Source organism: Pedobacter cryoconitis (assembly GCF_014200605.1).
Classification (GTDB): Bacteria; Bacteroidota; Bacteroidia; order Sphingobacteriales; family Sphingobacteriaceae; genus Pedobacter; species Pedobacter cryoconitis_B.
This window is the reverse complement of record NZ_JACHCE010000009.1, coordinates 83,975-99,984: the sequence shown is the minus strand read 5'-3', so window position 1 is coordinate 99,984 and position 16,010 is coordinate 83,975. Positions and strand designations below refer to the sequence as shown.

Sequence of the window (16,010 nt, the reverse complement as noted above, 5' to 3'; positions counted from 1 at the left end):
CACAAAGCATGAAAAAAATAGTTTTACCCTCTTTATTAATCTTTTCATGTTTAGTATGGGCTGCCTGCAGTAATACTAAATACCTGAAACCCGGACAGACTTTATATACAGGTGCTGAAGTAAAGATCAATCCAGACTCATCTGCAAAAATTGCAAATGAAAAGAATGTAAAGAGTGATTTGGAAAGTAAAACCAGACCAGAACCCAATAAAAAAATTCTTGGCTTAAGACCTAAATTATATATTTATAACCTTGCCGGTGAACCCAAAAAACCAAAGGGTATCCGCCATTGGCTAAGAACAAAAGTAGGCGAACCACCAGTATTGCTGAGCAGTGTTAAATTAAAAACCAACAATGCCATATTAACCAGTTACCTGATTAGCGAGGGATACCTGCAATCAGTAGTTACAGGAGATACGATAGTTAAAAACCGTACCGGTAAAGCTGTTTACACAGCAGAGACAGGTGCCCGTTATAAAATCAATAACATTACTTTCCCTAAAGACAGCGGAAATCTGGCTGGTATCGTTAATCAGAATAAAGGAAAAACCCTATTAAAAAAGGGGAACTTTTATAACCTTGAGGTCTTTAAGAATGAACGTATCCGTATAGACAATGATCTGAAAGAAAATGGTTATTTCTACTTCAGTCCTGATTATCTGATTTTGCAGGTAGACAGCACAATTGGAAAAAATCAGGTTAACATTACGGTTAAAGTAAAAGATATAGCACCGGATGCTGGTCTTAAACCTTATACAATCAAAGAAATTAATATTTATCCAAACTATTCATTAAGAAGAGATTCTGTACTGAGGAAATTACAGCCCGTGGAGTATAATGATTTCAATATTTATGATGACAAAAAAACGTTTAAGCCCCGTTTATTTGACAGACTGGTTTTCTTTAAAAAGGGTGAAACGTATAATAGAAAAGATCATAACCAATCTTTAAACCGGATGGTGAATATCAATGCTTTTCAAGCTGTTAAAGCAGAGTTCTTACCTGTGGATAGTTTCAAAAATAATCAGCTGGACCTGAATATTTATTTAACCCCTTTAAAGAAGAACTCTTTATCCTTTTCAGTAACAGGAACAAGTAAATCAAACAACTTTGTAGGTTCAGAAGTCAAAATTACACAAACGACCAGAAACCTTTTCAGAGGAGCAGAACAACTGGATGTAAGTTTAAGCGGTGGTTTTGAGACACAGGTAAGCGGACAGGCACAAAATCTTAACTCTTATTCATTTACCGCACAGGGAAAATTAACCTTTCCAAGATTTATTGTTCCGTTTTATAAGCCAAACAGTACAACAGCTTTTATCCCTAAAACTATCGCTTCGTTATCTTACGAACTGCTTAGCAGGGGATCTTTATATGACTTAAGTTCATTTAAGGCTGAATATGGGTATCTATGGAAAGAAAATCAATACAAAGAGCATACTTTTAACCCCATATCACTGACTTATGTTCGTCCAAGGATTACAACCAAGGACACTGCCGGGTTATATCAGAATAACCCAGGATTAAAGAATATTTTAGATAAACAGTTTATTATTGGAAGCAGCTATAATTTCACTTACACCAATCAGATGGAAGATGCCAGAAGAAATAATATCTATTTCAATGGGAATATACAAACCGGCGGAAATGTATGGGGGTTATTTGTTCCAAAAGATAGCAATGGTGACAAATCAATTCTTAACGTTCCATTAACTCAATTTGTAAGACTGGAAACAGATCTTAGAGATTATTATAAAATTAACAGAAATGTAATCTGGGCTAACCGTCTTAATCTGGGGTATGGATATGCTTATGGGAACAGCACCTCAATGCCATTTGTTAAACAGTTCTTCGCTGGAGGGACAAATGATATTCGTGGTTTTGCCTCAAGATCGTTGGGCCCGGGAACCTATAAGGTAGCAGATTCTGTTCAATTTGCAGATCAGAGCGGTGACATCAAAATCATGCTGAATACCGAATTACGTTTTAAACTGGTTAGTGTTTTATATGGTGCCCTATTCGCTGATGCAGGAAACGTATGGTTAAGAAAAGAAGATCCGGACAGACTGGGTTCAGGTTTCAAATTAAAAAATGCCTTGAGTGAAATGGCTGTTTCAACCGGAGCAGGCCTGCGTGTAGATGCTAAGATCTTTGTTGTTCGTTTAGACGTTGCTTTCCCGATCAGAAAACCATATTTACCGGAAGGACAAAGATGGGTGATCGACCAGATTGCATTTGGTGACAAAGGCTGGAGAAAAGACAATTTAGTTTATAACATAGGAATTGGCTATCCATTCTAAAACAAAAACAGATCTCAGGAGTTTAAAACTCATCTAAGAAAAACCCAATGAAAGTAATACATCAGATCAAACATTTCTTCAAAGCACTTTACCACCTGTTTTTAGCAGCCGGGGAAGGTTTTATCGAGGATCGTGTGATGAAATTAAGTGCCGCGCTTGCTTATTATACGATCTTCTCTTTAACCCCTTTAATTATAATTGTCATCTCTGCTGCCAGTATTTTCTTCAGTGATAAACTTAATCCAGGAACAGAATTATTTGCTCAGATCAATGAAATGGTAGGTCCGGAAGCCGCTAAACAAATACAGGGATTTGTGGCGAATGCTAATCTTACCGGTAAAAGTACTATTGGTTTGATTATAGGGATTGGAACACTGGTGGTAGGTTCAACTGCTATTTTCATTGAAATCCAGGACAGTATCAATATGATCTGGAAAGTGAAAGCCGTTCCTAAAAAAGGCTGGTTAAAAATGCTGACCAACAGACTGCTTTCTTTCTCACTGATTATCTCTATGGGTTTCCTGTTACTGGTTTCACTGGTGATTAACAGTATTGTAGTTGGATTAGGTTCCAAATTAGGAGAGCTGGTTACGCAAAGCAGAATAGGCGAAGTTATTCCGGTAGCAGATACGACGACCACTCTTTTAATCTATATTCTGAATAATGCTTTTACTTTAGCAGCTGTTACAGCTGTATTTACCATTATTTTTAAAGTACTTCCAGATGTAATTCTAAGATGGAAATCGGCTATCATAGGTGCTTTATTTACAGCACTCCTGTTCAGTCTGGGTAAATATCTGATTGGTATTTATATTGAAAAAGGAAATCCGGCATCAGCATTTGGTGCGGCAAGTTCAATTATTGTAATCCTGCTATGGATTTATTATACTTCTATTATTTTATACTTCGGTGCCGAATTTACCCAGGCCTATGCAGAGAAATATGACAAAGGCATCAGACCAAGTAAATATGCAGTACATACACAGATTACCGTGGTAGAAGAGAAAGTTGACGTTTTACCGCCACAGCATCCTAAAAATACGAAGGCAGAACCGGCTTAAGCCGATTCTGCAATTTCATCTATAATATCTTCAGAAACTGCTGCTGTTGCAGCATCCAGATCAGAAGAAACTAACTCTTCTACTGTATCTTTTTCTACTCTTAAATTCCTGATGATATGCTGTTGTCTGTCAGGTGTATTTTTACCCATATAGTATTCCAGCAGATTTTTAATTGTCTGATCTTTCAGGATCACAGGATCTAAACGGATATCTTTACCGATAAACAAGCCAAACTCATCCGGAGAAATCTCTCCCAAACCTTTAAATCGTGTAATCTCTGGTTTATTTCCTAGCTTTTCAATAGCTTTTTTACGTTCATCATCACTATAGCAATAAATCGTTTCTTTCTTATTACGTACCCTGAATAAAGGGGTTTGCAGAATATACACATGTCCTGCTCTTACCAGGTCCGGGAAAAACTGAAGGAAGAAAGTCATCATCAATAACCTGATGTGCATACCATCCACATCGGCATCAGTTGCGATTACGATATTGTTATAGTGTAATCCATCCAGCCCATCCTCAATATTCAGTGCGTGCTGTAATAAGTTAAACTCCTCATTTTCATAAACTACCTTTTTAGTCAGCTCATAACAGTTCAAAGGTTTACCCTTCAAACTAAATACCGCCTGACAGTCTACATCTCTTGATTTAGTAATTGATCCTGATGCAGAATCTCCTTCGGTAATAAATAAAGTAGTTTCATAACGTTTTTCATGCGTGCTGCTGAAATGAACTTTACAATCCCTGAGTTTCTTATTGTGAAGCGATGCCTTTTTAGCACGGTCATTCGCTAATTTTTTAATTCCTGCAATATCTTTACGTTCCCGCTCCGATTGCAGAATACGCTTCAATAGAGAATCTGCTACATCCGTATGTTTATGCAGATAATCATCCAGTTCCTTTTTAACGAAATCGTTAATAAAAGTACGTACAGAAGGCCCTTCCGGCCCCATATTCTGAGAACCCAGTTTAGTTTTGGTCTGTGACTCAAAAACCGGTTCCTGCACCCTTACAGAAATTGCTGCGATAATTGAAGAACGGATATCAGAAGCCTCATATTCTTTTTTATAAAACTCGCGGATAGTTTTAACCACAGCTTCCCTGAAAGCCGCCTGATGCGTACCACCCTGTGTAGTATGCTGGCCATTCACAAAAGAATGGTAATCTTCGCCATATTGCTGACCATGTGTCATTGCGATCTCGATATCATTCCCTTTCAGGTGAATAATCGGATAGCGGATATTTTCCACATCAGCCACTTTATGCAGCAGGTCATAAAGACCACGTTCAGATAAATATTTCTGATTATTAAAATTAACAGTTAATCCGGTATTCAGGAACACATAGTTCCAAATCATACTTTCTACAAAATCAGGGATGTAATGGTAGTTCCTGAAAATAGTCTCATCAGGATAAAAAGTAATTGCAGTACCATTTCTTTGCGTGGTATCAATAACCGGATGATCCATGGTGATTTCCCCTCTTGAAAACTCCACCTTTTTAGTTTTTCCATCACGGTAAGATTGTACCACGAAATTAGTTGACAAAGCATTTACAGCTTTCGTACCCACCCCGTTCAGGCCTACAGATTTCTGGAAAGCATTGCTATCATATTTACCACCGGTATTGATTTTCGACACACAGTCGATCACCTTACCCAATGGGATACCCCGGCCGTAATCGCGCACATTCACTTTAGAATCGGAAACAGTGATATCGATGATCCGGCCCGATCCCATCACAAACTCATCAATAGAGTTATCCATGATTTCCTTTAGCAAGACGTAAATACCGTCATCCTGGGCAGAGCCATCACCCAACTTCCCGATATACATACCAGGACGTAATCTGATGTGTTCTTTCCAGTCGAGTGACCGTATACTGTCATCGTTATATATAGGTTCAGCCATAATCTTTGTGTAGAACTGCAAATTTAATGAATACCTGCCTCAATTAAATCACAAAGTTTCAACAAATACACATTTTGCCTTACCTTCGGCTAATTACTCTATCTATACATGCAGCCTAAAAAACAACTTTCCCTTTTCGATCTGTCTATGATCGTAGTCAGTTTAGTGATTGGAATGGGAATTTTTCGTACACCAGTTAACGTCGCCGCTAAGGCTCAGATACCCGAATTATTCTTTTTAGCGTGGATTATTGGTGGTTTAGTTGCTTATTGCGGAGCATTGATCTATGCAGAAATAGGCTCACGTTTCCCTGTCACAGGTGGTTATTACAAAATATTTTCTACCTGTTATCATCCCTCTGTTGCCTTTGCGATTAATGGTATCGTAGTGTTAACAAATGCCGCCTCCATGGCAGGAGTTACACTCATCGGGTCAGAATATCTGAGCAGCGTTATTTTTCCTCAAGCGCTGCAAACTGATTTTTACCGGCTTATTGTTGCTGGTATTACCATATTTATTTTTTACTGCATCAACCTGCTCGGCTTAAAAGCGAGTTCCAAAGTTCAGAATATCCTCACCGTGATTAAAATCACACTGGTACTTACACTGATTTGCGCTATATTTTTCAGCGGGCACACAGAAACCATTACCCCTATCTTTAAAACTGCCTCCGGAAGTTTACCGGTATGGTCAGATTATGGCCGGGCACTGGGCATTTGTCTTATCGCAGTAACCTTTTCTTTCGCAGGTTATACACAAACTATTAATCTTGGCGGAGAAGTGAAGGATGCTAAAAAAATCATTCCCAAAGGGATCAAGGTGGGACTGTTTATCATCATTGCCCTCTATCTGTTAATCAATTATGCCTACGTCAAAGTCATAGGTTTTGAGCAATTAAAAACAGCCCATAGTATTGCTGCTATATTAGCAGGAAAGATTTTTGGCCCGGCAGGCTTCACTATACTTTCTGCCGTTATTTTCCTGTCTGTTCTCGGATATGTCAATGTCAACCTGCTGAGTAATCCAAGAGCTATGTTTGCCATGGGAGAAGAAAAAGCACTCCCTTCAGTTTTTGCACAAAAGAGCAAGAAAACTGATGTCATGGTGGTCAGCCTGACAACTTTTACAGCTTTAGTAATGATTACGCTATTTTTCGCTCAGACATTTGATAAAATTGTAAACTATTCGATCATCCTGGAATGTATTGGAACGGCAAGTTCTGCGGCTACACTTTTTATCCTGCGCAGAACCACTGCTCATCTGGATAAAAATAGTATTTATATGATGAAATGGTATCCTGTTCTTCCGGTATTGTTTATTGCATTTTATCTGTTTGTAGGAATTAGTATTTATCAGGATGATCCATCCGCTGCTATGAATGGATTGTATATATTTATAGTATTCATAATCATCTATTTTATTTCAAAAATATTCAACAAAAAGAAAGTAATAGCCGATGCAGCAGAAGGAACTGCCCTTAAGTAAAGAGATTACCTACGCAGCCGGGATGATGGGCTGGAGCATAATGACCAATATTATTATTGTGATGCTCCCCTATTTCTATCTGCCGCCTACGCATTCTGGCTTAACTCCTTTAGTCCCTCAGCTGATTGTTTTCGGTGCTTTTAATATTCTTTCAATCATTGCTGCATCAGGCAGACTGTTTGATGCTTTTTATGATCCCTTTATTGCTTCAGTAAGCGATGGAAGCAAAAATCCTAAAGGCAGGCGTATCCCGATTATGCGTTATGCAATTATACCTGCAGTTATTTTTTGCGGATTAATTTTCCATCCCCTTGTCAAGGCAGAATCTACAACAAATGCCTGGTGGTTAACGCTGATGCTGATCGGATTTTTCATGTCAGTCACTACCTATATCATCCCTTACAATGCATTACTGGCCGAATTAGCACATACTACTGAACAAAAAGTAAAACTATCTACTTTCCAGCAGGTTGGTTTTGTAATGGGAATGATCCTGTCCGCAATGACTAATAATTTTGCCGATCTGATTCAGTATCTGTTCCATATACCAGAAAGAATGGAGGCGCTTCAATATACCATCATCGGGCTCAGTATCTTTTCCGGACTGGTGATGATCCTTCCGGTAGTGACTATCAATGAAAAGGAATACAGCTATGGGAAACCCACGCATATCGCATTGATCCCAGCCATTAAAAATACCTTTCGCAATTCAAATTTCAAGTATTACCTCATCTCTGATTTTGCCTATTATACCGCATTAAGTATCATCTCAAGTGGGTTACTCTATTTTGTCAGTGTACTCTTGAAACTACCAGAATCTGATGGTGGAAAGTACATGGGACTTATGGTTGTTCTTTCCCTTTTATTTTATCCATTTGTTAATTCAGGAGCCAAACATTACGGCAGGAAAGCATTGGTACTGGCAGCTTTCGCTATCTTAAGTCTTATTTTTGTCACTATTTACTTCCTTGGTCATCTGCCTTTTTCACCGGTGATGCAGATGTATATTCTGGTAGTCTGTGCTTCTTTTCCATTGGCTGCACTTGGTATTTTACCTAATGCGATTCTTGCTGATATTGCACAAAAAGACACCAGAGAGACTGGTGAAAACCACGAGGGCATGTTTTTCGCTGTCAAGTATCTGTTTGTTAAACTCGGACAAACTTTAGGTATTGCACTTTTCGCTATGCTTACTATTTACGGTAAAGATCCCGGACACGACTTTGGACTGCGTTTAAATGGTGTTGTAGGCTTTGTTTTATGCGTACTCGCCCTCTTGTTTTTCACCCGCTTTAAAGAAGACAAATAAGTTACGGAACTTATATGTATATTTGCGCCAGCGAAACGTAACTCTTTAAACAGCAAGGAATTCATTAATTAAACACCTGCTGATTGTTAACGTCTCTTCATTATTATACACATTAAATTTCAAACACATTGTTATTCGAAGAATTAAACCTGATTGAGCCTATTTTAAAAGCGCTGCAAGCAGAGGGTTATACTAACCCAACCCCTATACAAGAACAATCTATCCCTACTATATTAACCAGCAGAGACTTACTAGGCTGTGCGCAAACCGGAACTGGTAAAACAGCGGCTTTTGCAATTCCTATGTTACAACTGCTGAATAAAGAACATCAGAATACTAAAGGACCAAGACCAATCCGCGCGCTGGTATTAACACCAACACGTGAACTTGCCATCCAGATTGAAGAAAGTTTCAAAGCTTATGGTAAAAATCTTTCTTTACGTCACCTGGTTATCTTTGGTGGTGTTGGACAAAAAGCACAGACAGATGCCCTGCACCGTGGTGTAGACATTCTTATTGCTACTCCAGGCAGATTACTTGATTTAATGAACCAGGGTTTCATCAACCTGAAAGACATTGAAATCTTTGTACTGGATGAAGCAGACAGAATGCTGGACATGGGTTTCATTCATGATGTAAAGAAAACTATTGCCAAATTACCTTCTAAAAGACAAACACTGTTTTTCTCTGCAACTATGCCAGCAGAAATCCAGAAACTGGCTAATACTATTTTAACAGACCCGTTAAAAGTAGAAGTAACACCAGTGTCTTCAACTGCAGAAAAAATTGAGCAATCCATTTACTATGTAGATAAAAACGACAAGAAAAATCTTCTGATCCATATTCTTAAGGACAAAACGATTACGACAGCATTAGTTTTTACCCGTACAAAACATGGTGCAGACCGTATTGTTAAAGACCTGATTAAAGTAGGTGTAAAAGCAGAAGCAATTCACGGTAATAAATCACAGAATGCAAGACAAAGAGCTTTAACTAATTTTAAAGCTAAAACTACCCGTATCCTGGTAGCCACTGATATTGCTGCCCGTGGTATTGACGTAGATGAGCTGACTCACGTAATCAACTATGAATTGCCAAATGTTCCGGAAACTTATGTACACAGAATTGGCCGTACAGGCCGTGCTGGTAATAGTGGAGTTTCTTTCTCTTTCTGTGATGGAGAAGAAAAAGAATATCTTGACGATATCGAAAAATTAATTGCCCTTAAAATCCCTGTTCAGGAAGATCATCCTTATGCAATGAGCTGGCAGAGCCTGATGTCTGGCGCAGCAGCAGCAAAAGTAAAAGGAAAAAGCAAGCCTTCAAGAGGCGGACGTTCTGAAAGAACAGAATATAAACCAAACCTTAGCGGAGCAAAAAGAACCCCGGGTGGTGGTAATGGTGGTGGTAACCGTAGATTCAACGGTTCAAGGCCTAAAGCAAAAACAGATTAATCATTTAGCTTTATTTAAATAAGTTATTCCATATAAAGAAGCCCTGATATTTCTATCAGGGCTTTTATTTTTCAGCTTTACTATCCTCCAAAATTTTGCAGGTTCCAGGTAAGGCTCAGTAAAAAATATCTTGTAATCTGATTGGTCCTGCTATCTGTAGTTGTATTATCCACTACTGACCTGCTCAGGTTGTTACCCTGATTTAAAAAGTCATTCCCTTCCAATTTCACACTCAGCTGTTTATTCTTGAAAAAAAACTTTTCAATGGAGCCATTAATTATAAATGGGTTTGTTGCCGCAACCGAAAATCCCTTATTAATGGTCTTTCCAGCATTCAATCCTAAAATCAAACTCTTTAATATAAATACCCTGCTATCCATATTAAATGCCCAGGTCTGGATTTTATTAGATTCGAATCCTGGAATAGAAAAGACATTACTATTATAAGAATAACTGGCAGAAGTATGCAGTATAATCCATTTCCGGTTCATACGTAACCCTGTTCTCTGATTGATATTAATTCCTTCACCAATATTTTTCACCTGCTCTGCGAACGAGATACGACGGTTATAGTTGACACCTCCTACCAGCTCAAATGTAAATTTCCTTTTAGCAAAAGGTAAAGACCAATAATAATTGGTACCAAAATTATAATTACCATTGGTATTCAGATAATGAGTTTCCTGATTATAGCCACCAAGACCATCATCTTTCAATACTGTATTGGATACAACCTGGTTTTGTGTTACAGCCCCTCTTATTCCCACTTGCAGATTACTGCCATCCTTTGGGTTCGAATGGTTATAATTTAAGTTGATCAGATGGTTAAATGCAGCTTTTAACTTAGGGTTTCCGACGATTACATTTTGAAGATTCCTTGTGTCCTTTACAGGCTGCAACTGGTTAAAATTAGGTTCCACGCTATTTCCTGTATAAAAAGCGTTAAATTGATTTTTAGATGAAAGCGTATAATTGAAGCGTGCGATAGGAGAAACATTAAAACCGGCACGGTAAACTTTATCAGTCCGGCCCTCATATGAACCTGTTAATAAAGTGGGCTGCCCGTTAATCCCCAGAACGTAATTGAATTTTTTCGTTTCGTACCTGTAATTGATTCCTATGATATGTTTGGTAAACGAAGAAGTATAAGTATTACTTAATGAATCCACGTCCTGGATATTCCCCATGAGATCCCTGTTTTTAGTATCCAGGCCATTGTTTGTATGATTTAGAGTGAACAGATAACTGAAATCCAGGTTTTTCTTAACCAGTGTATCAGTTTTCTTACCCAAAGGTTCGGTAAAGGTAAGATTGGCAGTCACATTAGTAGTCCGGTTACGCTCATCTACCAATTGATTTAATAAAGAATCCTTAACTGGTAAGCCTGTTACAGCATCATAATATTTGATCTGATTATTCAGGTCTGTACGATTACTGGTCAGACCTGAACCTGCAAATATGCCCAGTGAAAATACGCTGCCTGTCTTTTTAAATTTACGCGCCATAGAAAAGTCAGCATTCAGATTTGGGTTTCGCTGATTGCCCATACGCTGCGTATTTAAATCCCGCTTAGTTACGCCAGTTTGTTTAGAATCAGTTTCCGAAATACTATTTGTTCCTTGTATTACTCCTCTTATCCCCCCCCTGATATAATTTGTTTCATCAGTTGATTCCAGGCTCATATCAAAGTTGTGTGTATTATTTTTCGAGGAGTTTGAATTGACCGACTTATTATAAAGCGTACCACGTGAGCTCGCTGTTTCTACAGAACTCTCCTGTATACTCTCATTTTTATTATAGCCATAATTATAGTTACCGCTAATAATTAGTTTTTCAGCTAATTTATCTCTGTAACTCGTTCCGAAGTTCGCATTGGTATTAATTCCAGCACCTGTATTGGTATTACCTGCACTTCCATTAAAACCAATCTGTTTAACATCCCGCCATATATAATCATTAGCATTCAGCCCATAACGTTTATTAGTTCCCCCACTTGCTGTTACGCTGCCGAAACTTCCGTTATTGCGGTCAGATTTAAGGACAACATTTAATATTTTCTGAGGTTCACCCGTTTTGATCCCTGTAAAATTAGCTTTATCTCCATAGTCATCAATAAACTGGAGCCTGGCTACCGTACCGGCGGGTAACTTTGAGATAAATTCTTTGACATCACCAGTAAAAAAATCTTTACCATTTACACGGATTTTGGTCAGTGTTTTACCCGCAGAAGTCACATTACCGTCTTTATCTATTTCAACTCCGGGCAACTGTTTCAGTAAATCATCGATCTTGTCATTTTCATGAACAGCATAAGCATCCGCATTGAATTCTACGGTATCCTTCATTACCCGCATAGGAACTACATTTCCTTTAATGATCACTTCATTCAACTGAAGCGTAGCTGATTTCAAAGTTACTGCAGGAACGTTTTGGTCCGGGGTACCCTCCTTCAATGTAAGAACAGTGCTATAAGACTGATAACCTATGCCTCTGATTAAAAGTGTTGCTGTGCCATTTTTAAGATTAGAAAAACTATACCCGCCGTTAGTATCCGTATTTGTGCTTAAGGTATCCCTGTCAGAAATTAAACGCACATTAGTGCCTGGAATTCCGGCATTTGTCGTGTCCCGCACCATGCCCGTAAGCTTAATACGGACTTGTGCATTTACAGAAAGGTGGATAAATACGTTTAAAAATATAAATAAAAACGTGGTTTTGTATAGCTTCAAAATTGAGATTGGCAGTTATGTAAATATGAGAATAATTTTTTATTCAAAGTGTTAAAAAATATGCCATCCTCCTATCGTAAAAAAATATTTTTTTTAGGTCTTTCTGATTCTGATGATATGCAGCCAGTGCATGACCTTCATTAATGGATAAGTAGGATCAAATTCGAACCATTTAGAAGCAAAGTTTGGATTATTAGGTTTTTTATGGTGGTTATTCTGGAACAGTTCTCCCATCATCAGGAAATCCAATGGCAGGGAATTTTTACTGTGATCGTTATTATCATGGTTTGAATAACCATATTTATGACCGCACCAGTTTACAATTGCACCATGCAAAGGGCCCATTAAAAAATGTATAGGTAATAATAAGAACATCCACCAGGCTGTAGCGAAGGTTACATAAAACCATACATAGAAACCAATAAATACCATTCTTGTAATCCACGAATCACCAATTTTATCAATCAGCGGCCATGAAGGATATTTATCACGGAACTGCTCTTCAGGTTCTTCATTATATTTCGCATAATTCAGATAAATATTTTTAGTCTGTATCATCATTCCCCAGACATCTTTTACAAAATGCGGTGAATGCGGGTCTTTTTCTGTATCACTGAAAGCATGATGCATACGGTGAAGTATCGCATAAGCACGTGGGTTTAAAAAAGAAGAGCCTTGAGACAGGAAAGTGATGGTATAAAAAAACTTTTCCCAGAAGCCATTCATTTTAAACATCTTATGTGAAGCATAACGGTGTAAAAAGAACGTTTGAGAAAAAAGTGATAAGAACCAGTGTAGCAGAAAAAATATTAATATGATCATGTTGAATTATTATAAATCAATCAGAGCATCCATCAGGATGTTTGATTCACAAAAGTAATGAAAAGAAAAGGGATTTGACGTGGAATGTTTAGATTACTAATTTGTTATTGAATAACGATATTACCAGGGAAGAGAAAAGAAAAAAAAGCATGTACCCTGCTCAATAAAAAGGGTACATGCCGAAATATATTTTATCTGCCAAAATCGTCAGATACACGAACGATATCAGACTCATCAGATGGATTAGACGGATCAGTATGCTGCCAGATTTCAGAAACAATTCCCCAATCATCTAAACCTACCAGGCGATGTCTTTCTCCTTGTTTCAATTTTATAGTCTGCTCAGGCGCAAGTTGCTTTACCTCACCCTGTTCATCAGTTTCACTGGTAATTACACCTACAGTACCGCTTACTACTCTCCATATTTCAGCACGGCGATGATGATATTGCCATGATAGACGTGTATCAGGTGCTACAATTAAAATTTTAGGACTTAATTTTCCTGAAATCTTAAGCTCTTCTACATTTAGTCCGTCAAAATAAACATTAGCAAACTGTTGTGCCTGTGCTTCATCTATAACAAAAAAACCACCCCATGGACGGGTCTCATCACGATTAACTACGTTAAAACCTTCAATTTTGAGTCGCTGAGCAACACTGTCGAATATTTCTTTTTTCTGATCTGACATTATATTTAAATATTTTAATGTTCAAATATAAGAAACTGTCTTATTTAAACAGTCTCTGATCTCATTAACATAAATTTATATAGCGTCATTTTTGCCTTTAATATTTGTATTTTCGCGTTATAATGGAAAAAATGGGAAACAGAACCCGGAATTATACCATTAGGTATTAAATATAATCTTACTTTTGCAGAAGTTTGAGAAATTTAAACAGACTCAAAGTTTAATCAGCGCCCTAAAGGCAATGATCAATCATTAATTTATATATGCATATGTTAAAAAGAGTTGTTATCACAGGGATCGGGGCATTAACCCCTTTAGGAAATGATGTAAATACTTTCTGGAGCAATACCATAGCTGGTAAAAGCGGAGCAGCAAAAATCACCCGCTTCGATGCCTCCCTCTTCCGCACGCAATTTGCCTGTGAACTCAAGGATTACGACGTTACAAAATATTTAGACCGGTCAGATATCAAAAGAACAGACCGCTTTACCCAATACGCATTAGTAGCGTCTGATGAAGCGATTAAAGACTCAGGTTTTGACTTCGATAAAATGGACCCTTTTGACGTAGGTGTAATCTGGGGATCGGGACAAGGTGGAATGGATACCTTCGAGCAGCAGGCTTCTGAGTTTGCTCTTGGTAATGGTACACCACGTTACAGCCCGTTCTTTGTTCCAAAACTAATTGCTAATATGGCATCAGGGATGATCTCTATCCGTAACGGCTACATGGGAATCAACTATACAACAGTTTCTGCCTGTGCAACTTCCAACACGGCAATTATGGATGCGTTTACTTATATCCGTATGGGCAAAGCAAAAATCATTGTTACCGGTGGTTCAGAAGCTCCGATATCTGCTTCTTCTGTAGGTGGATTTTGTGCAATGAAAGCAATGTCTGCACAGAATGACAGTCCTGAAACAGCTTCAAAACCATTTGATGTTAAACGTGATGGTTTTGTTATGGGCGAAGGTGCTGGTGCATTGGTTCTTGAAGAATATGAACACGCAGTAAAACGCGGAGCAACTATCTATGGAGAAATTGGCGGTGCAGCAATGACTGCTGATGCTTACCATATGACAGCAACTCACCCGGAAGGTTTAGGTGCATCTCATGCGATGAAATTAGCCCTTACCGAAGCTGGTTTAACTATCCATGGCATTAACTATTTGAACACACATGCTACTTCAACACCAGTTGGTGACCTTTCTGAAACGAAAGCTGTAACTAACCTACTGGGATCAGGTAAAAATGAATTATTTATCAGTGCTACTAAATCTATGACTGGTCACTTATTAGGTGCAGCCGGAGCTATTGAAGCAATTATCTGTTTATTATCAATGAGGGACAGCATTATTCCACCAACGATCAACACAGATGAGCTTGATCCTGCTATTGCATCAAATCTGAATATCGTAACTAAAGAAGCGATTTCAGCCAAAGTAAAAAATGCAATGAGCAATACTTTTGGTTTTGGTGGTCACAACGGGATTGTGGTATTTAAATCATTATAAAAAATTATAATCCAGAGCCGGAATTGTTTAAACAATTCCGGTTTTTTTGTGCCCCTAATTATTTTTAAGCTGAACAATCAGTGATTCTACAGTGATCAGAACACGGTCCAGATTTACTGGATGGCCAGTAATTTTCGCAATCATTATTCCCCCTTCAATCAAAGCAATAATAGAATAGGCTATCCGGTCAATATCTGTATCTGCTTTAAACTCTCCTGCGTCTATCCCTCCTGAAATCAAAGCATTTAAGTCTTTCTTCCAGTCTGCCACAGCCTTTGCTGCTTTTGCCTTTAATAAAGTATTTGTATCATCCGCTTCTATAGCCGTGTTTAAAATCGGACATCCGCCAGTCGGGAAAGATGCCCCGTTAAAACTATGGTATACCTGCGCATAAACCATTAGTTTATCATGGTAATTAGCTGCTTTTTGTATTCTTTGTACAATTTGCTTTCTTATTTTAGACAAATTATAATCAAAAGCTGCCAGCGCAACATCTTCCTTATTTTCAAAATTGCCATAAATACTTCCCTTAGTAAGATGAGTAGCATCGGTCAGATCTGACAATGAAGTTCCAGCATATCCTTTGGTATTGAAGATTCCTGCTGTAGTTTCAATAATAAACTGACGGGTGCGCTCTGCTTTTGATAATCCATTATCCATAGCACAAAAGTCCTGAAAATTTCCGTATCAAACCACAGAAGCTGTTTAAAATCAGCTGATAAATTGCATAATAA

11 protein-coding genes are annotated in these 16,010 nt (G+C 38.1%); 6 read left to right on the top strand and 5 right to left on the bottom strand.

Annotated features, from left to right (window positions below; translation table 11 throughout):
- Nucleotides 1-8 precede the first annotated feature (8 nt).
- Entirely contained in the window at nt 9-2,300 is a 2,292-nt protein-coding gene (locus HDE68_RS22000) for a BamA/TamA family outer membrane protein (RefSeq protein ID WP_183884392.1), read from the top strand.
- 47 nt (nt 2,301-2,347) lie between these two features.
- Nucleotides 2,348-3,361, top strand: coding sequence for a YihY/virulence factor BrkB family protein (locus HDE68_RS21995; RefSeq protein WP_183884391.1), 1,014 nt, complete (start codon nt 2,348-2,350; stop codon nt 3,359-3,361).
- Here HDE68_RS21995 and HDE68_RS21990 read toward each other — a convergent pair.
- Nucleotides 3,358-5,274: a DNA topoisomerase IV subunit B gene (locus tag HDE68_RS21990; RefSeq protein ID WP_183884390.1), complete on the bottom strand. Its 1,917-nt coding sequence runs from the start codon at nt 5,272-5,274 to the stop codon at nt 3,358-3,360. The two genes, HDE68_RS21995 and HDE68_RS21990, sit on opposite strands and share 4 nt — an antisense overlap.
- A gap of 108 nt (nt 5,275-5,382) precedes the next feature.
- On the opposite strand from HDE68_RS21990, the gene HDE68_RS21985 reads away from it, so the two are divergent.
- From HDE68_RS21985 to HDE68_RS21975, 3 genes are all read left to right on the top strand, one after another.
- The gene (locus HDE68_RS21985) at nt 5,383-6,759 is read left to right on the top strand and encodes an APC family permease (protein WP_183884389.1); all 1,377 of its coding nucleotides are present in this window, start codon (nt 5,383-5,385) and stop codon (nt 6,757-6,759) included.
- A complete protein-coding gene (locus tag HDE68_RS21980) occupies nt 6,731-8,068 on the top strand; it encodes an MFS transporter (RefSeq protein WP_183884388.1) in 1,338 nt (445 codons plus the stop codon). The genes HDE68_RS21985 and HDE68_RS21980 overlap by 29 nt, the downstream gene beginning before the upstream one ends.
- Nucleotides 8,069-8,196: 128 nt before the next feature.
- Nucleotides 8,197-9,522 carry a DEAD/DEAH box helicase gene (locus HDE68_RS21975; RefSeq protein ID WP_183884387.1) on the top strand — a complete coding sequence of 442 codons (1,326 nt, stop codon included), beginning with the start codon at nt 8,197-8,199 and terminating at the stop codon, nt 9,520-9,522.
- An 80-nt stretch (nt 9,523-9,602) separates the two neighbouring features.
- On the opposite strand, the gene HDE68_RS21970 is transcribed toward HDE68_RS21975, so the two are convergent.
- The 3 genes from HDE68_RS21970 to HDE68_RS21960 form a co-directional block, all read right to left on the bottom strand.
- Complete coding sequence (locus HDE68_RS21970; protein WP_183884386.1) at nt 9,603-12,251, bottom strand: outer membrane beta-barrel protein; 2,649 nt, start codon at nt 12,249-12,251, stop codon at nt 9,603-9,605.
- Between the two features lie 93 nt (nt 12,252-12,344).
- Complete coding sequence (locus tag HDE68_RS21965; protein WP_183884385.1) at nt 12,345-13,073, bottom strand: acyl-CoA desaturase; 729 nt, start codon at nt 13,071-13,073, stop codon at nt 12,345-12,347.
- Between the two features lie 191 nt (nt 13,074-13,264).
- Complete coding sequence (locus HDE68_RS21960; protein ID WP_183884384.1) at nt 13,265-13,762, bottom strand: phosphoheptose isomerase; 498 nt, start codon at nt 13,760-13,762, stop codon at nt 13,265-13,267.
- Nucleotides 13,763-14,031: 269 nt separating this feature from the next.
- Between HDE68_RS21960 and fabF the strand changes: the two genes are divergently transcribed.
- Nucleotides 14,032-15,276, top strand: coding sequence for a beta-ketoacyl-ACP synthase II (fabF, locus tag HDE68_RS21955; RefSeq protein WP_183884383.1), 1,245 nt, complete (start codon nt 14,032-14,034; stop codon nt 15,274-15,276).
- A 54-nt stretch (nt 15,277-15,330) separates the two neighbouring features.
- On the opposite strand, the gene HDE68_RS21950 is transcribed toward fabF, so the two are convergent.
- Nucleotides 15,331-15,936: a TetR/AcrR family transcriptional regulator gene (locus HDE68_RS21950; RefSeq protein WP_183884382.1), complete on the bottom strand. Its 606-nt coding sequence runs from the start codon at nt 15,934-15,936 to the stop codon at nt 15,331-15,333.
- Nucleotides 15,937-16,010: the final 74 nt, after the last annotated feature.